We start from the raw sequence: 16,662 nt of genomic DNA on the forward strand, positions 1-16,662 counted from the left end.
CGGTTTACTCCGGCGCGCCGGCCTGCGCCAGATCCGGCTCGGCGACCACCGCCGGCTTGCGGGTACCGACGAACGTGAACTTCGCGTCCTCGCCGGCGCCTTCGCCGTCCCAGCCCTCGACGTCGACGGTGACCAGCTGGCCCGGGCCGAGCTCCTCGAACAGGATCTTCTCCGAGAGCTGATCCTCGATCTCACGCTGGATGGTGCGACGCAACGGCCGCGCACCCAGCACCGGATCGAACCCGCGCTTGGCCAGCAACGCCTTGGCCGCCTCGGTCAACTCGATGGCCATGTCCTTGGCCCTGAGCTGATTGGCGACCCGGCCGATCATCAGGTCGACCATCTTGATGATCTCGTCCTGTGTCAGCTGGTGGAACACGATGATGTCGTCGATACGGTTGAGGAACTCCGGACGGAAGTGCTTCTTGAGCTCGTCGTTGACCTTCTGCTTCATCCGCTCGTAGTTGTTCTCGCCGCCACCCTGGGAGAAGCCCAGCCCGACAGCCTTGCTGATGTCGGACGTGCCCAGGTTGGACGTGAAGATCAGCACGGTGTTCTTGAAGTCGACCGTGCGGCCCTGACCGTCGGTCAGGCGACCGTCCTCGAGCACCTGCAACAGGCTGTTGTAGATCTCCTGATGCGCCTTCTCGATCTCGTCGAACAGCACCACAGAGAACGGCTTGCGGCGCACCTTCTCGGTGAGCTGGCCACCCTCTTCGTAGCCGACGTAGCCCGGAGGGGCGCCGAAGAGCCGCGACGCGGTGAAGCGGTCGTGGAACTCGCCCATGTCGATCTGGATGAGCGCGTCGTCCTCGCCGAACAGGAAGTTGGCCAGCGCCTTGGACAGCTCGGTCTTACCGACGCCGGACGGGCCGGCGAAGATGAACGAGCCCGACGGGCGCTTGGGGTCCTTCAGGCCGGCGCGGGTACGGCGGATGGCCTTCGAGACGGCCTTGACGGCGTCCTCCTGGCCGATGATCCGCTTGTGCAGCTCGTCCTCCATACGGAGCAGACGGGTGGTCTCCTCCTCGGTCAGCTTGAACACCGGGATGCCGGTCCAGTTGCCGAGCACCTCGGCGATCTGCTCGTCGTCGACCTCGGCGACCACATCGAGATCACCTGAGCGCCACTGCTTCTCGCGCTCGGCCCGCTGCGCGACCAGTTGCTTTTCCTTGTCGCGCAGGCTGGCGGCCTTCTCGAAGTCCTGCGCATCGATCGCGGACTCCTTCTCGCGGCGGGCGTCGGCGATCTTCTCGTCGAACTCGCGCAGGTCCGGCGGAGCCGTCATCCGGCGAATCCGCATCCGGGCACCGGCCTCGTCGATCAGGTCGATCGCCTTGTCCGGCAGGAACCGGTCGTTGATGTAACGGTCGGCCAGCGTGGCCGCGGCCACCATCGCGGAATCGGTGATCGAGACGCGGTGGTGCGCCTCGTAGCGGTCGCGCAGACCCTTGAGGATTTCGATGGTGTGCTCGACGGTCGGTTCACCCACCTGGACCGGCTGGAAGCGGCGCTCCAGCGCGGCGTCCTTCTCGATGTACTTGCGGTACTCGTCGAGCGTGGTGGCGCCGATCGTCTGAAGTTCTCCACGAGCCAACTTGGGCTTGAGGATCGACGCGGCGTCGATCGCGCCCTCGGCGGCACCTGCGCCGACGAGCGTGTGCAGCTCGTCGATGAACAGGATGATGTCACCGCGGGTGTTGATCTCCTTGAGCACCTTCTTCAGGCGCTCCTCGAAGTCACCGCGGTAGCGGCTGCCGGCGACCAGCGAACCCAGGTCCAGGGTGTAAAGCTGCTTGTCCTTGAGCGTCTCGGGCACCTCACCGGCGACGATGGCCTGTGCCAGGCCTTCGACGACGGCGGTCTTGCCGACACCGGGCTCGCCGATCAGCACCGGGTTGTTCTTGGTGCGGCGGGACAACACCTGCATGACCCGCTCGATTTCCTTCTCACGGCCGATGACCGGGTCGAGCTTGCCCTCCATCGCCGCAGCGGTCAGGTTGCGGCCGAACTGGTCGAGCACCAATGACGTCGACGGGTTGCCCGCCTCGCCGCCGCGCCCGCCGGTACCGGCCTCGGCGGTCTCCTTGCCCTGGTAGCCGCTCAGCAGCTGGATAACCTGCTGGCGCACCCGGGTGAGCTCGGCGCCGAGCTTGACCAGCACCTGGGCGGCCACGCCCTCACCCTCGCGGATCAGGCCGAGCAGGATGTGCTCGGTGCCGATGTAGTTGTGGCCGAGCTGCAGTGCCTCGCGCAGGCTCAACTCCAGCACCTTCTTGGCGCGCGGAGTGAACGGAATGTGACCGGACGGAGCCTGCTGACCCTGGCCGATGATCTCCTCGACCTGGCTGCGCACACCCTCCAGCGAGATGCCCAGCGATTCGAGCGACTTGGCGGCGACGCCCTCACCCTCGTGAATGAGGCCCAGCAGGATGTGCTCGGTGCCGATGTAGTTGTGATTGAGCATCCGGGCCTCTTCTTGGGCCAGGACGACGACCCGACGCGCACGGTCGGTAAATCTTTCGAACATCCGTGGTTACCTGCTCTCCATCGCATATGTCGGTGCGCTACCTCTGGAGGCCCTTTGCACACCTGCCGTCCACTCTAGTGGGCAGCAGCACCGGGCGTCCCGCCTGCCGGTCCGTTATTCGCGTGACACAGTCATGACAATCGGGCCATTACCCGGCACTGTCAGGACCAACGCCGGAGGCAAGAAATTCGTTTCCTTATCCGAGGGTAGGAAATTCGCCGGTAGCGAACGGATGGATGGCGCTCAGGTGGCCGCGTGGAAAGCGTCAATGACGTCGGCGGGGATGCGCCCGCGAGTCGAGACGTTGTGGCCGTTGCGGCGCGCCCAATCCCTGATGGCTGCGCTCTGCTCACGGTCGATCGCGGCCCGCCCGCGGCCGGTTCCGACCGAACGCCCGCGCCGACGTCCACCCACCCGGCGGCCGGCCTCGACCCATTGCTTCAAATCATTACGCAGCTTGGCGGCATTTTTCGAGGAGAGATCGATCTCATAACTGACGCCGTCGAGGCCAAATTCCACAGTCTCGTCGGCGGCACCTTCACCGTCGAAATCGTCGACCAGAGTGACGGTGACTTTCTTCGCCATTATCCGACTGCCCTTCTACGCTATCGATCCCACGCCCCGCGACCAATGTGCCATAAAGAGCGTGCCCATTCAACAACGGGTGAATCGTGGCGGTTCAGTTACCGTATCGGCGAACAATAGGGAACAAAACCGTGTCCCTAATCGACAGTCCCGTCAACGCCATCAACAAGCGGTCGATACCCATTCCGGTACCAGTTGTCGGCGGCATACCGTACTCAAGTGCGGCCAGGAAATCCTCGTCCAACGCCATTGCTTCGTCGTCACCGGCGGCCGCGGCACGGGCCTGCGCCTCGAAGCGCTCCCGCTGGATCACCGGGTCGATCAGCTCCGAATATCCCGTGGCCAGCTCGATGTGACGGATGTAGAGGTCCCACTTCTCGGTGACCCCGTCGATGCTGCGGTGCGAACGTGTCAGCGGGGTCGTCTCGACCGGAAAATCGCGCACGAAGGTCGGCGCCCACAGTTTGTCGCCGACCGCGAACTCCCAGAGTTCTTCGACCAATTTGCCGTGCCCATAACCGCGATCACGAGGAATCTCGACACCGAGCCGGTCGGCGATCTGCCAAAGCCGCTCGGCAGGGGTCTGCGGTGTGATCTCTTCACCGAGGGCATCCGAGAGCGAGGGATACATTTGAATGCTGTCCCATTCGCCGCCGAGATCGTAGACCGATCCGTCGGGCAATGACACCTGACGCGTGCCGATGGCTTCATCGGCGACTTCCTGAATAAGTTCGCGGGTGACGACCGCGGAATCATCATAGGTGCCGTAGGCCTGGTAAGTCTCCAACATCGCAAATTCCGGAGAATGCGTGGAATCGGCACCTTCGTTTCGAAAGACCCGATTCAACTCGAATACCCGGTCCAGCCCACCGACCACGCAGCGCTTGAGAAACAGTTCCGGCGCGATACGCAGATAGAGATCGGAGTCCAGCGCGTTGGAATGCGTCACGAACGGCCGGGCGGCGGCTCCGCCGGCCAACGTCTGCAGGATCGGCGTCTCGACTTCGAGGAAGCCACGGCGTTCCAGTGCCGAGCGCACGGCGCGCACGACGGCGATGCGCTGCCGGGCCACGGTGCGGGCTTCCGGACGCACGATCAGGTCGACGTAGCGCTGGCGGACCCGTGACTCCTCGCTCATCTCCTTGTGTGCGACCGGCAGCGGCCGCAACGACTTGGAAGCCATCTGCCAAGAATCGGCGAGCACGGACAGCTCTCCGCGCCGGGAGCTGATCACCTCGCCGGCGACGAAGACGATGTCGCCGAGGTCGACGTCGGCCTTCCACGCGTCCAGCGACTCCTGACCCACCTGATCCAGGCTGATCATCGCCTGCAGCTGGGTTCCGTCCCCCTCCTGCAGCGTCGCGAAGCACAACTTGCCGGAGTTGCGGGCGAAGATCACCCGGCCGGTGACCCCGACCTTGAGTCCGGTCTTGGTGTCGGCCGCCAGCTCCGGGTAGGCCGAGCGCAACTCGGCCAGCGTGTGGGTGCGCGCCACCTCGACCGGATACGGGTCGCGTCCCTCCTCGAGCAGTCGCTCACGTTTGGCCTGCCGGATGCGGAACTGCTCCGGGATGTCCTCGCGCGGGTCTTGGTCAGAATCAGCGGACGTCACGACGTGCCAGCTTAAATGAACAGGTGACCGGGCCCGGCAATGCGCTGATCGACCTTGCGTCGGTGCGTGCGCTGGCTCGACAACCCCTGCCGGTCGGGGTCAAGGGTGTGCCGCCGCGCTGGTGGGGTCGAACACCGGCCGAGCTGACCGCCGACGCGCCGAACCTGTTCGACGCCGGCGTGTTCGGCCCGGTGTGCGTGCTGCGGGCCGACGCGATCCGGCACAACCTGGACGCGATGGCCGCGTGGTGCCGCGAGCGCGGGGTCGAGCTGGCACCCCACGGCAAGACGCACATGTCGCCGCAACTGGCCGCGCGCCAACTCGCCGCGGGTGCCTGCGCGATCACGGTGGCGACCATCGGCCAGGCCGCCACCTTCCGCGCGTTCGGCGCGAGGAGCCTGATCCTGGCCAACCAGCTGGTCGACGAGGCCGGGCTGCGCTGGCTGGGCCATGAGTTGGATGCCGACCCGACCCTGGAGGTGCTCTGCTGGGTCGATTCGGTGCGCGGGGTGCAGATCATGACCTCGGCGCTGGCCGGCACGCGGCGAGCGGTCGACGTCTGCGTGGAGGTCGGACTGCCCGGAGGGCGCACCGGATGCCGCACGGATGCCCAGGTCGACGAGGTGGCTCGGGCGGCCACAACATCACCACGGCTGCGTCTGGTCGGGGTCGCGGGCTACGAGGCCGCGCTCGGCCACCGGCGCGACACCGAGGCGATGGCGGGGGTGCGCAGCCACCTCGGGCAGCTCCGGGCGGCGGTGATCCGTCTGTCGGCGCTGTTCGACGCCGACAGGGTCCTGGTCAGCGCCGGCGGCAGCACCTACTTCGACGCGGTCGCCGAGACGCTCACCGACTGGCCAGGCCACCACGCAGTGCGCACCGTGCTGCGCAGCGGCTGCTATCTGACCCACGACCACGGCTTGTACGGGCGCACCTCACCACTGGCCGGCGCACTGCATCCTGCACTGGAGGTACACGCCCAGGTGGTGTCACGCCCGCAGCCGGGATCGGCGATCGCGACGATGGGCCGGCGTGACGTGGCGTTCGACCAGGACCTGCCGGTGCCGCTGGATCTGCCCGACGGCGCGGTGGTCGCACTCAACGACCAGCATGCCTACCTGCGGCTCGGGGCAGCCGAGCCGCAGGTAGGCGATTGGCTGCGATTCGGCATCTCCCATCCCTGCACGGTGTTCGACAAGTGGCAGGTGATCCCGGAAGTCGACGCCGAGGACCGGGTGGTCGATCTGATCCGGACGTACTTCTGACTCAGCGCGCTGACTTGGCCTTGCCCCGCTGACTGTCACGGTTGCGCTCGAAGACCAGCCGCAGTCCGTCCAGAGTCAGGTGGCGGTCGTAGTGTTCGACGGTGCGCAGGTCTGGCAACACCAGCGGAGCGCTGTGGCCGGTGGCCACCACGGCGACGTCGTCACCGTCGAAACCGTCGACGTCCGAGCGTACCCGGCTGACCAATCCGTCGACCAGACTGGCGAATCCGAACACCGCGCCGGCCTGCATGCACTCGACGGTGTTCTTACCCACCACCGAGCGCGGGCGGGTCAGTTCGACCCGCCGCAACGCCGCCGAGCGGGCCGCCGCTGCGTCCGAGGACACCTGAACACCCGGAGCGATTGCGCCGCCGAGGAATTCACCCTTGGCCGAGACCACATCGACACAGATCGATGAACCGAAATCGACGACGATCGCCGCGGATCCGTACTTCTGATATGCCGCAAGACAGTTGACGATGCGGTCAGCGCCGACCTCCTTCGGATTGTCGACCAGCAGCGGAATCCCGGTGCGCACACCCGGTTCGATCAACACCCGCGGCACGTTGGGCCAGTACTGCTCGAGCATCACCCGCACCTCGTGCAGCACCGATGGGACCGTCGACAATCCGGCCGCACCGGTGAGACGTTCGGCGTCGTCACCGATCAGACCGTCGATGGTCAGCGCCAACTCGTCGGCGGTCACCTCCGGTTCGGTGCGGATACGCCAGTGATGCACGACGCTGGCGTGGGCGCCGAACCCGGAGATCAATCCGACGACGGTGTGGGTGTTGCGGACGTCGATGGCCAGGAGCACGTCATCACCTCGGCGACAGCAGCCCGGAGGCGTCGGACGGGACGGCGGCGGGGTCGTCACCCAGGTCGATCTGCCGGTTGGCGGAGTCGACGAACACCACCCGCGGCCGGTAGCTGCGGGCCTGCTCGTCGGCCATCGTCGCATAGGCGATCAGGATGACCAGATCGCCAGGGTGCACGAGATGAGCTGCTGCACCGTTGATCCCGATCACGCCGCTGCCCCGTTCGCCGGTGATCACATAGGTCACCAACCGCGCGCCGTTGTCGATGTCGACGATCGTCACCTGCTCACCCTCGATCAGGTCGGCCGCGTCCATCAGGTCGGCGTCCACCGTGACCGATCCGACGTAGTGCAGATCGGCCTGCGTCACCGTGGCGCGGTGGATCTTGGATTTCAGCATGGTACGAAACATCAATTCCTCCAGGGCAATTCGTGACTCTGATCAGCAGGGCTGCCAGGGTGTCCATCGATGCCGGCGCCGATGTCGACGGCGATGTTGTCCAGCAAGCGGGTGCGTCCCAGCCGCGCCGCGATCAGCATCCGCGCCGCGCCGCGCGCCGGGGCCGGCCCCAGCGCCGGGTCGCGCACCTGCAGGTAGTCCAGTTCCAGAGCGGGTACCTCGTCGAGCACCGCCTGCGCGGCGTCCAGCGCCGCGGCCACTCCACCGCTGGCGGCGTACATCCCGGCCAGCAGCGCGGCTGACAACGCGCCGGCCTGCTCGCGCTGCACCGGTTCGAGGTAGCGATTGCGTGAGGACATCGCCAAGCCGTCGGGCTCGCGCACGATCGGCACCCCGACGACCTCGACGTTCAGGTCGAGGTCGGCGACCATCTGCCGGATCAACGTCAGCTGCTGGTAGTCCTTTTCGCCGAAATAGGCCCGGTCGGGCCGGATCACGTTGAACAGCTTGAGAACCACTGTCAGGACACCGGCGAAGTGTGTCGGCCGGGATGCTCCTTCGAGCTCAGATCCCAACGGGCCGGGAACCACGCTGGTGCGCTTGCCGCCGGGATACATGTCGTCCTCGGTCGGGGTGAACACGATCTGCACACCTTCGTCACGCAGCGCAGCCAGATCGTCGTCGAGGGTGCGCGGGTAGGCGTCGAGATCCTCACCCGCGGCAAACTGCAACGGGTTGACGAAGATCGAGACCACCACGACCGCCCCCGGGACCCGCTTGGCCGCCCGGATCAGGCTCAGGTGCCCGTCGTGCAGTGCTCCCATGGTGGGCACCAGCACGACCCGCCGGCCGCTGGTACGCAGTGCCCGCGTCACCGCCGACACCTCCGGGGGCCGGGAGTACACGTTGAGCTGTGCGGCGACGAACTTCGGGGTGGGTCCGGCGACCATCACTGTCCTGCCTCTGCGAGCGCGTCGAATACTGCCTGCGGCGCCCGGGCCCGCTGAGCGGTGCGTCGGGCATTGGTCCGATAGGCTTGCGCCACATCGGGATCCGCTTCGGTCAGAGCTTCCAGGTGGCGGGTCACCGCGGCGGCATCGCCGCGGGCCACCGGCCCGGTCAGCGCAGCCTGGCCGCGCTGCAAGGCATTTTCCAGCGACGCCCGCGCCAGCGGGCCGATGATGCGCTCGGCCAGACCGCCGGGATTGTCATCGACGGACTGCTGGCCCAACAGCTCCTGACCCCACAACGCCGTTCGCAACGCCTCTGCGGCATCGAGCACCACGGTGATCAGATGGTTGGCCGAGTGCGCGAGCGCGGCGTGGTAGAGCGTGCGGGCGTCCTCGCGGACCCGGAACGGTTCGCCGCCGATCTCCAGGACCAGCGACTGCGCGATCGCATAGCCGATCTCGTCGGCGGCGGTGATCCCGAAACAGGTGCCCCGCAACCGGTCGACGTCCTCATCGGTGCCGGCGAAAGTCATCGCCGGATGAATCGCCAGCGGCAAGGCACCCTGGGCGGTCAACGGGGCCAACACCGCGATGCCGTTGGCACCCGAGGTGTGGGCCACGATGGTGTTGGGCCGCACCGCGCCGGTCGCGGCCAGCCCACCCACGACGGTGGCCAGCTCCGCATCGGGAACGGCCAGCAACAGCAGTTCGGCGCGGGCCGGAACCTGGTCGACGGGCAGCACCGCGGTGTCGGGAAGCCAACGCTGCGCGCGGCGGCGCGACGCGGTGGACACCGCGCTGCAGGCGGCGACGACGTGCTCGGCGCGCTCCCACGCCGCTCCCAGGGCGCTGCCGACCCGGCCCGCGGAGATCACACCGATCGTCAGGCGGGCCGGACGCAAACCGTCGTGCGGAATGTTCCCGGCGGCGGGGGGCTGCACCATCGCAGACGACCTCGCAGATTCTCATTCGGTTCGTTCCGGTCCCGACAGCGCGGGTACCGGACGGTCGGTGAGAGCCTAGCTCACTCTTCGCGCCGCCTCCGGCGCCCGCCCGGGCCCGGCGACGCCTGCAGCCGGGCCAGCAGCTCGGCCACCGACTGCCCTCCGGTGTGGGCGCCACTGCGCTCGTCGTCGGCAGACGGGGGCGGTTCTGATTGCGGGGCTGCCGGCGGGGGTGCGTAGTGCCGGCCGGCCGGCTCGGCGTTGTCGTCACGGCGCCGGCGCCCGACGTACTCGGTCTGCTGCGGTTGCTGGGCCGGTCGGCCGGGTCCCGGCGCGGGTGGCCGAGGGGCAGCAGCCGGCGGTGGGGCTGCCGGCGGCGCGGGGGCGGTGGGTGGCAACCACGGCATCCGCGGCTCGGTGGGTGGCTGCGACGGAGCCGAGGCGGGCGGCGCCCACTGCGACGGGGCGGGCGCGGGCTCGTCGCGGTAGCGGCGCCGTGGGGCGTCTTCGGTACCCCGGCGGTGGGCGCCCACGGGTTCGGTGGTTGTCGGCGCCGGTTCGTCCTCGGCCGGATGCGGCACCGCAGGCACATCGATGATCGGGCTCTCGACGGTGTCCGGGACGTGCAAGTCGCCTCCACGGCCGCGGTCGTCGCCGAACGTGGCGCCGGCGGTGTCGACGCGGCTGCTGCTGACCCGGCCGGCAGTGTCGGTGCCCGGCCTCCACTCGCCCAGTGCGGGCTGACTGCGGTCCTCGATCGCGGGGCGGTGCGAGAGGTCGGCGTCGAACAGGTACTCCAGGTTGGCCCGCAGCGCTGCCAGTTCAGCGCGCAGGGCCGCCACCTCGTCGGCAGACTGTTCGCGCAGTTCGGCGGCGAGTTCGCGGCGCAGATGCGACTCCACCGTCAGCTCGTATTCGCGGCGGGCTGAGATCTCCCGTTCCAGCTGCAGGTCGTAGACCAGCTTCAGGTCACGAACCTTGGCCTGGTCGCTGTCGGACTGGCGGCGGTAAATCACCGAGACGAACGCGGCGACCACCGCGGCCCACAACGCGAGGATGACGGCGAGCTTGAGCAGTTCCACCCGGGAGGTGAACACCAGTGCCGAGCTGGCCGCGATGGCCAGCACCAGCAACACCGTCATCAGGATCCAACCCGGCCTTCGACCGCTGCGCCGAAGCCGGGCGCCGCGGGTCGGATCGATCATGGGCCGACTGTACCTGCGACTGGTCGTCTGGCGTGTCGACCGCGGCGGCGATTCGACCGACGCATGTCAGCCCGAGGCCGCATCGGCATCGGGCGACGCGTCGTCGGGAGACTTGCAGCAATGCTGAAGCCACAGCGCCGCGATGACCAGCGTCAGCGCGCACAACCCGGCCACCACGACGCCCGGGAAATCCGCTGCGGCCACCCGCAGACCGCTGCGGCGCGGGAGCAGGTAGACCGCCACCCCGAACCACCAACCCAGGACCACACTGCCCATCCACGCGCACGCTTTGGCGATCACCACCGAACGCGCCACCGCCAGCGGATGCAGCCGGTTGACCCCGAGGCCGATCTCGCCGTCACGAATCCGGGCACGCACGTAGAAGCCCCACCCGGCAACGGCCACCGCGACGCCGAGCAGCGACACCCCGGTCCACACCGTGATCGGTGGGAACCAGCGGTAGATGATCCGCACCAGCAGGTAGCCGAGCACTGCGGTGGCAGCCACCGCAGCGGCGAGGTCGCGCACCCGCGTGGCGCCCATCAGCCGGTCACCAGCTTCAGGCCGGTTTCGCGCACCCCATCGCGTTCGGCCGGGTCCAGGTCATTCAGCAGCGCGGCCACCCCGACCTGACAACCGGCGCGGGTCAGAACCGCGCCTGGCTCCACGGTCAGCCACGGCACCAGCACGAAGGCACGCTGGTGGGCGTATGGGTGCGGCACGGTCAGTACGTCATCGTCGACGATCACCTCGGTGCCGTTGGCTCGCACCTGCACCAGGTCCACGTCGAGCGTGCGCGGACCCCAGTGCTGGGTACGCACCCGCTGCGCCGCGTCCTCGATCTGGTGCGCGCGCCGCAGCCAGCCGTGCGCGTCGCGCGTCGGGTCCTCGGCCAGCACGACAGCGTTGAGGAACGGCCCCTGCTCCACGCCGCCCCAGGCGGCGGTCTCGTACACCGGCGACACCGCGGTCACGGTGGCACCGAGGGCGTCGAGCACCGACTGCAGATGGGTCAAGCGGTCCCCGAGGTTCGACCCGATCGAGAGCACTGTGCAGGTCACCCCGGCTGCACCCCTGCCCCACCGCGGCGCGACCGGCGCGCCACCACGGCGACATCGGCGAACTCCAACGGGATCGGCGCGGCGGGTTTGTGGACCACCACCTCGGTGGCGTGCACCCGCCCGTCGGACATCACGCCGTCGGCGATCTCGGCGGCCACCGTCTCGATGAGCTGGCGAGGCGCTCCGGCCACCACGTCGGCGGCCCGCTGGGCCAGCGCCCCGTAGTCCAGCGTGTCGGCCAGCTCGTCGCTGGCGGCGGCGGGCCGCAGGTCCATCCACACCGTGATGTCGACGACGAAGTCCTGGCCGTCGCGGCGCTCGTGGTCATAGACCCCGTGAAAGCCGCGTACCCGAAGCCCGCGCAACTCGATCCGGTCAGTCATGCGAGCCCGCCTGCTGCCAGGCCGACACCACCGCCAGCGCGTCGACCGAGGCCGGCACGTCGTGTACCCGCACCCCCCAGGCGCCGTGCCATCCGGCCAACGCCGAGATCACCGCGGTGGCGGTCTCACGGCCGTCCGGCGGGCGGGGTGTGCCGTCCCGATCGGCCAGCAGCGTGCCGAGAAAGCGTTTGCGCGATGCCCCGACCAGAACCGGGATGCCGGTCGCGACGAACTCCGGCAGCGCCGACAGCAGCGCCCAATTGTGTTGCGCGGTCTTGGCGAAACCCAGGCCCGGATCGATGATCAGCTTGGCCGGGTCCACACCGGCCTGTACGGCCGCGTCCACCCCGGCCATCAGTTCAGCCCGCACCTCGGCGACCACGTCGCCATAGGCAGGCACGGCGTGCGGTTGATCCTGGCCCACCGATCGCCAGTGCATCAGCACCCAGGGCACATCGGCCTCGGCGACCACCCGCACCATGTCCGGGTCGGCTCTGCCACCGGATACGTCGTTGACGATGGAGGCGCCGTTCTGCACGGCCGCGGCGGCGACCTTCGCGTGCATGGTGTCGATGCTGATGGTGATCGATTGCTGGGCAAGCTCTTTGACCACCGGCAGTACTCGTGAGGTCTCGACGTCGGGGTCCACCCGCACCGCCCCCGGGCGGGTGGATTCGCCGCCCACGTCGACGATGGCCGCACCCTGGGCGGCCAAGGTCATGCCGTGTTCGATCGCGCGGTCGCGATCGAGAAACAGGCCGCCGTCGGAGAACGAATCATCGGTGACGTTGACCACGCCCATCACCTGCACGGCTGGATTCACTTGCGAAGGATCAGGTCCAGAGCTTCGGCGCGGGATGCCTTGTCCGTCTTGAACTGTCCGCGCACCGCCGAGGTGGTGGTGACCGCGCCGGGCTTGCGGATACCGCGCATCGCCATGCACAGGTGTTCGGCCTCGACGACCACGATGACCCCACGCGGGTTGAGCCGGCGCATCAGCGCGTCGGCCACCTGTGCGGTCAGTCGCTCCTGCACCTGGGGACGTTTGGCGTACAGGTCAACCACCCGGGCCAGCTTCGAGAGCCCGGTCACCCGGCCATCCTGGCCGGGGATGTAGCCGACATGGGCCACGCCGTGGAACGACACCAGGTGGTGCTCGCAGGTCGAGTACATCGGGATGTCTTTGACCAGCACCAGCTCATCGTGCTGTTCGTCGAACATCGTCTTGAGGACATCGTCGGGGTTGGTGTAGAGACCTGCGAAGATCTCGCGGTACGCGCGGGCCACCCGGGCGGGGGTGTCGATCAAACCCTCCCGGTCGGGATCCTCGCCGACCGCGATCAGCAGTTCCCGCACGGCAGCCTCAGCGCGGGCCTGGTCGAACACCGGCGTGGTGATCGTGGCCGAGTTGTTGCGCGACCGCGTCATCGAAGTCTCCATTCAATTGTCGGCCGGCTCAGTCCCGGCGAGGCGCGTCGTTACGTCCGTTGTCCCGACCGTTGTCTCGACCGTTTTCTTGGCCCTGCTCCTGCTGACCGGGATGCGGATGCGGCTGGTAGGGCGGATAGTACGGTGCCGGCGCACCCTGCCACCCCGACGGCGGATACCAGTACCCCGGCGGCTGCTGATGCTGCGGCTGGTGTTGTGGCTGTTGCTGCTGAGGATGCGGCTGGGGCTGCTGATTCTGCGGTGGCGGCGGCCACCCCGGTGCATGCCAGCCGGCCGGAGCGCCGTAATCGGGCTGGGTCGGGCCGGCCGGGGCGCCATTGGTGCCGGCATGGGTGCCGTTCGTTCCGCTCGTCTCGCCGGCGGCTTGTGATGCCTGTGCAATCGCGGTCTTGAACGCCGGCTCGGGCACCGGTTTGGGCCAGGGTTCGCCACGCTCGATGGCCAGCTCGCCCGGTGTCTTGATGGGCGGCTTGTCCGACGGGATCCGGCCACCGAAGTCGTCGAACATGGTCAACCGTGGCCGCTTCTTGACCTCGGAGAAGATCGCCTCGAGCTCGTTGCGGTGCAGCGTCTCCTTTTCCAGGAGCTGACCGGCCAGCGTGTCGAGCACGTCGCGGTACTCGGTCAGGATCTCCCACGCCTCGGTGTGGGCGGCCTCGATCAGCTTGCGGATCTCGTCGTCGATGTCGCGGGCGACTTCGTGGCTGTAATCGGCCTGGGTGCCCATCGTGCGACCCAGGAACGGGTCACCGTGTTCGGTGCCGTAACGCACCGCGCCGAGCTTGGAGCTCATGCCGTATTCGGTGACCATCGCGCGGGCGATCTTGGTGGCTTGCTCGATATCGGACACCGCGCCGGTGGTGGGCTCGCGGAACACCAGTTCCTCGGCGGCACGTCCACCCATCGCGAAGACCAGTCGGGCGATCATCTCCGAGCGGGTCATCAGGCCCTTGTCGTCCTCGGGGACGGCCACCGCGTGCCCGCCGGTACGGCCGCGGGCCAAAATCGTCACCTTGTAGATCGGCTCGATGTCGGGCATCGCCCAGGCGGCCAGGGTGTGGCCGCCCTCGTGATAGGCGGTGATCTTCTTTTCCTGCTCGCTGATGATGCGGCTCTTTCGGCGTGGCCCGCCGACCACCCGGTCGACGGCTTCCTCGAGCGCAGCGTTGGTGATGACGGTGCCGTTCTCGCGAGCGGTCAGCAGCGCGGCCTCGTTGATGACGTTGGACAGGTCGGCGCCCGACATGCCCACCGTGCGCTTGGCCAGGCCGTCGAGGTCGGCGTCCGGCGCGATCGGCTTGCCCTGCGAATGCACCCGCAGCACCGCGCGCCGACCAGCCAGATCGGGGCTGGAGACCGGGATCTGGCGGTCGAAGCGGCCCGGGCGCAACAGCGCCGGGTCGAGGATGTCGGGCCGGTTGGTCGCCGCGATGAGGATGACGCCCTGGCGGTCGCCGAAGCCGTCCATCTCCACCAACAACTGATTGAGGGTCTGCTCGCGTTCGTCATGGCCGCCGCCCATGCCGGCACCACGTTGGCGGCCGACCGCGTCGATCTCGTCGACGAAGATGATGCACGGGCTGTTCTGCTTGGCCTGCTCGAACATGTCGCGCACCCGGGAAGCGCCGACACCGACGAACATCTCGACGAAGTCCGAACCGGAAATCGTGAAGAACGGCACCCCGGCCTCACCGGCCACCGCACGGGCCAACAGCGTCTTGCCGGTGCCGGGCGGACCGTAGAGCAGCACGCCGCGCGGGATCTTGGCGCCCAGCGCCTGATACCGGGTCGGGTTCTGCAGAAAGTCCTTGATCTCGTAGAGCTCCTCGACCGCCTCGTCGACACCCGCAACGTCGGCGAAGGTGGTCTTGGGCATGTCCTTGGAGAGCTGCTTGGCCTTGGACTTGCCGAACCCGAAGCCCATCCGGCCGCCGGACTGCATCCGGGTGAACATCACGAACAGCGCGACGAGCAGCAGCAGTGGGAGCATGTAGATCAGCAGGGTGCCGAGCATGCTGCTCTGGTTGACCACCGTGTTGATCTTGGCGTCCTTGGCCTGCAGCTCCTCGAACAGCGTCACCCCGTACCCGGTCGGGTATTTGGTGATGATCTGGGTGCTGTCGTCGGTGTCCTCGGTGCCGTTCTTGAGGTCCAGCCGCAGCTGTTGTTCCCGGTCGTCGATCTGGGCGCTGTCGACGTTGTCTCCGGTGATCTGGGCCACCGCGACCGACGTGTCGACCGGGTGGTACCCGCGGGTGTCGTCGCTGAAGTAGAAGAAAGACCAACCGAGCAACAACACCACGGCGATCACCGTGAGCGTGCGGATCACATTTTTGCGATTCATGAGTGAGTGCGGTTCATCCGATGTGTACAGCCGGCGAGTGGACCCCGCCAACAAATCCTTCCAATCTGCGCAGCTGGAATAGTCAAGGCTACCGCTAGACCAACGTTGCGGAGTTCCCGACGGTTCAGCCGAGCTGGTTGAGTGGGGTCGTGCGGTCCACGATGGTGCAGACCAACGGTGTCAGGTTGCGGGTGACCGAGGCCGGCCAGCGCGGAGCCCCGGTGGTGGTGCTCTGCCACGGGTTCCCCGAACTGGCGTTCACCTGGCGCCATCAGATCGACGCGCTGGCGGCCGCGGGCTACCACGTCCTGGCCCCTGACCAGCGCGGTTACGGTGGATCAGATAAGCCCGAGGCCATCACGGCCTACTCGGTAGACGAGCTGACCGCCGATATCGTCGGGCTGCTCGACTCGGAGGTCGGCGCTGGCGCCGAGACGGCGGTGCTGGTGGGCCACGACTTCGGGGCGGTGGTGGCCTGGGCGGCGCCGCTGCTGGCGCCGCACCGCTTCCGCGCGGTGGCGGGTCTGAGCCTGCCGCCGGTGCCGCGACCGAGGATTCCGACCACCCAGGCGTTCCGACGCATCTTCGGCGACGATTTCTTCTACATCCTGTACTTCCAGCAGCCGGGGCCCGCCGACGCCGAGCTCAACCACGACCCGGCCACCACATTTCGCCGACTGTTCGCCATGGCCGACGGCGCCCCCGCGACCACGGTCCCGGCCCGCGACGGCGACGGTCTGCTCGGCCGCATCCCCGAGCCGGGCCGGCTGCCCGACTGGCTGTCCGAGCGCGACTTCGGCGTCTATGTCGACGAGTTCACCCGAGGTGGATTCACCGCGCCGCTGAACTGGTACCGCTGCTTCGACCGCAACTGGGAGGTGACCGCCGACCCGCCCGCCAAGACCATCGAGGTCCCCGCGCTGTTCATCGGCGGCACGGCCGACGTCACGTTGTCCTACACACCGCGCGACCGGGTGCGTGAGGTCGTCACCGGCGACTACCGGGAGGTGATGATCGACGGCGCCGGGCATTGGCTCCCCGAGGAACGCCCGCAGGACGTGACACGCCTGCTCATCGAGTTCCTCTCGCAGGTGCCGGCGCGGTGACTAGTGTGCTG

General features: G+C 68.0%; 16 protein-coding genes. 2 read left to right on the forward strand and 14 right to left on the reverse strand.

Translation table 11 applies throughout. The features are described from left to right. Positions 1–4 precede the first annotated feature (4 nt). The 3 genes from clpC1 to lysS all read right to left on the reverse strand — a co-directional run bounded on the left by clpC1 (position 5) and on the right by lysS (position 4,727). On the reverse strand, positions 5–2,530 hold the full coding sequence (gene clpC1, locus KXD98_RS23490) for an ATP-dependent protease ATP-binding subunit ClpC (protein ID WP_260760737.1): 2,526 nt from the start codon (positions 2,528–2,530) through the stop codon (positions 5–7). Between the two features lie 243 nt (positions 2,531–2,773). Then, entirely contained in the window at positions 2,774–3,115 is a 342-nt protein-coding gene (gene lsr2, locus KXD98_RS23495; RefSeq protein WP_260760738.1) for a histone-like nucleoid-structuring protein Lsr2, read from the reverse strand. 94 nt (positions 3,116–3,209) lie between these two features. Next, positions 3,210–4,727 (reverse strand): lysine--tRNA ligase, encoded by a 1,518-nt coding sequence (gene lysS, locus KXD98_RS23500; protein WP_260760739.1) that lies wholly within the window; start codon positions 4,725–4,727, stop codon positions 3,210–3,212. Between the two features lie 23 nt (positions 4,728–4,750). Here lysS and KXD98_RS23505 point away from each other — a divergent pair, with 23 nt between their 5' ends. After that, a complete protein-coding gene (locus KXD98_RS23505) occupies positions 4,751–5,992 on the forward strand; it encodes an alanine racemase (RefSeq protein ID WP_260760740.1) in 1,242 nt (413 codons plus the stop codon). Position 5,993: 1 nt separating this feature from the next. Here the strand turns inward: KXD98_RS23505 and KXD98_RS23510 are convergent, their stop codons facing one another. The 11 genes from KXD98_RS23510 to ftsH all read right to left on the reverse strand — a co-directional run bounded on the left by KXD98_RS23510 (position 5,994) and on the right by ftsH (position 15,545). Continuing rightward, a complete protein-coding gene (locus KXD98_RS23510) occupies positions 5,994–6,809 on the reverse strand; it encodes a type III pantothenate kinase (RefSeq protein ID WP_260760741.1) in 816 nt (271 codons plus the stop codon). Between the two features lie 4 nt (positions 6,810–6,813). After that, positions 6,814–7,221: an aspartate 1-decarboxylase gene (gene panD, locus KXD98_RS23515; protein WP_260760742.1), complete on the reverse strand. Its 408-nt coding sequence runs from the start codon at positions 7,219–7,221 to the stop codon at positions 6,814–6,816. Continuing rightward, complete coding sequence (gene panC / locus KXD98_RS23520; RefSeq protein ID WP_260760743.1) at positions 7,221–8,159, reverse strand: pantoate--beta-alanine ligase; 939 nt, start codon at positions 8,157–8,159, stop codon at positions 7,221–7,223. The genes panD and panC overlap by 1 nt, the downstream gene beginning before the upstream one ends. Beyond that, a complete protein-coding gene (locus KXD98_RS23525) occupies positions 8,159–9,103 on the reverse strand; it encodes a Rossmann-like and DUF2520 domain-containing protein (protein ID WP_260760744.1) in 945 nt (314 codons plus the stop codon). The genes panC and KXD98_RS23525 overlap by 1 nt, the downstream gene beginning before the upstream one ends. An 80-nt stretch (positions 9,104–9,183) precedes the next feature. Further along, positions 9,184–10,308 (reverse strand): DUF6779 domain-containing protein, encoded by a 1,125-nt coding sequence (locus KXD98_RS23530; protein ID WP_260760745.1) that lies wholly within the window; start codon positions 10,306–10,308, stop codon positions 9,184–9,186. A gap of 66 nt (positions 10,309–10,374) precedes the next feature. Beyond that, the gene (locus tag KXD98_RS23535; RefSeq protein ID WP_260760746.1) at positions 10,375–10,851 is read right to left on the reverse strand and encodes a DUF3180 domain-containing protein; all 477 of its coding nucleotides are present in this window, start codon (positions 10,849–10,851) and stop codon (positions 10,375–10,377) included. Continuing rightward, complete coding sequence (gene folK / locus KXD98_RS23540) at positions 10,851–11,369, reverse strand: 2-amino-4-hydroxy-6-hydroxymethyldihydropteridine diphosphokinase (protein ID WP_260760747.1); 519 nt, start codon at positions 11,367–11,369, stop codon at positions 10,851–10,853. The genes KXD98_RS23535 and folK overlap by 1 nt, the downstream gene beginning before the upstream one ends. Beyond that, positions 11,366–11,752 carry a dihydroneopterin aldolase gene (gene folB, locus KXD98_RS23545; protein ID WP_260760748.1) on the reverse strand — a complete coding sequence of 129 codons (387 nt, stop codon included), beginning with the start codon at positions 11,750–11,752 and terminating at the stop codon, positions 11,366–11,368. The genes folK and folB overlap by 4 nt, the downstream gene beginning before the upstream one ends. Then, entirely contained in the window at positions 11,745–12,575 is an 831-nt protein-coding gene (folP, locus tag KXD98_RS23550) for a dihydropteroate synthase (protein ID WP_396881923.1), read from the reverse strand. The genes folB and folP overlap by 8 nt, the downstream gene beginning before the upstream one ends. Continuing rightward, positions 12,572–13,180, reverse strand: coding sequence for a GTP cyclohydrolase I FolE (folE, locus tag KXD98_RS23555; RefSeq protein WP_260760749.1), 609 nt, complete (start codon positions 13,178–13,180; stop codon positions 12,572–12,574). The genes folP and folE overlap by 4 nt, the downstream gene beginning before the upstream one ends. Before the next feature lie 28 nt (positions 13,181–13,208). Continuing rightward, positions 13,209–15,545 carry an ATP-dependent zinc metalloprotease FtsH gene (ftsH, locus tag KXD98_RS23560; RefSeq protein ID WP_260760750.1) on the reverse strand — a complete coding sequence of 779 codons (2,337 nt, stop codon included), beginning with the start codon at positions 15,543–15,545 and terminating at the stop codon, positions 13,209–13,211. Positions 15,546–15,706: 161 nt separating this feature from the next. On the opposite strand from ftsH, the gene KXD98_RS23565 reads away from it, so the two are divergent. After that, a complete protein-coding gene (locus tag KXD98_RS23565; RefSeq protein WP_260765376.1) occupies positions 15,707–16,651 on the forward strand; it encodes an alpha/beta fold hydrolase in 945 nt (314 codons plus the stop codon). Positions 16,652–16,662: the final 11 nt, after the last annotated feature.

Origin of the sequence: Mycobacterium sp. SMC-4, assembly GCF_025263265.1 — a bacterium.
Taxonomy (GTDB): domain Bacteria; phylum Actinomycetota; class Actinomycetes; order Mycobacteriales; family Mycobacteriaceae; genus Mycobacterium.

What these genes read in the sequence shown, in the direction of transcription:
- KXD98_RS23535 (WP_260760746.1), bottom strand. Translation starts at nt 10,851, where the DNA reads ATGGGCGCCACGCGGGTGCGCGACCTCGCCGCTGCGGTGGCTGCCACC.
- KXD98_RS23525 (WP_260760744.1), bottom strand. Translation starts at nt 9,103, where the DNA reads ATGGTGCAGCCCCCCGCCGCCGGGAACATTCCGCACGACGGTTTGCGT.
- KXD98_RS23565 (WP_260765376.1), top strand. Translation starts at nt 15,707, where the DNA reads ATGGTGCAGACCAACGGTGTCAGGTTGCGGGTGACCGAGGCCGGCCAG.
- panD (WP_260760742.1), bottom strand. Translation starts at nt 7,221, where the DNA reads ATGTTTCGTACCATGCTGAAATCCAAGATCCACCGCGCCACGGTGACG.
- folE (WP_260760749.1), bottom strand. Translation starts at nt 13,180, where the DNA reads ATGACGCGGTCGCGCAACAACTCGGCCACGATCACCACGCCGGTGTTC.
- ftsH (WP_260760750.1), bottom strand. Translation starts at nt 15,545, where the DNA reads ATGAATCGCAAAAATGTGATCCGCACGCTCACGGTGATCGCCGTGGTG.
- KXD98_RS23530 (WP_260760745.1), bottom strand. Translation starts at nt 10,308, where the DNA reads ATGATCGATCCGACCCGCGGCGCCCGGCTTCGGCGCAGCGGTCGAAGG.
- lsr2 (WP_260760738.1), bottom strand. Translation starts at nt 3,115, where the DNA reads ATGGCGAAGAAAGTCACCGTCACTCTGGTCGACGATTTCGACGGTGAA.
- folB (WP_260760748.1), bottom strand. Translation starts at nt 11,752, where the DNA reads ATGACTGACCGGATCGAGTTGCGCGGGCTTCGGGTACGCGGCTTTCAC.
- panC (WP_260760743.1), bottom strand. Translation starts at nt 8,159, where the DNA reads ATGGTCGCCGGACCCACCCCGAAGTTCGTCGCCGCACAGCTCAACGTG.
- clpC1 (WP_260760737.1), bottom strand. Translation starts at nt 2,530, where the DNA reads ATGTTCGAAAGATTTACCGACCGTGCGCGTCGGGTCGTCGTCCTGGCC.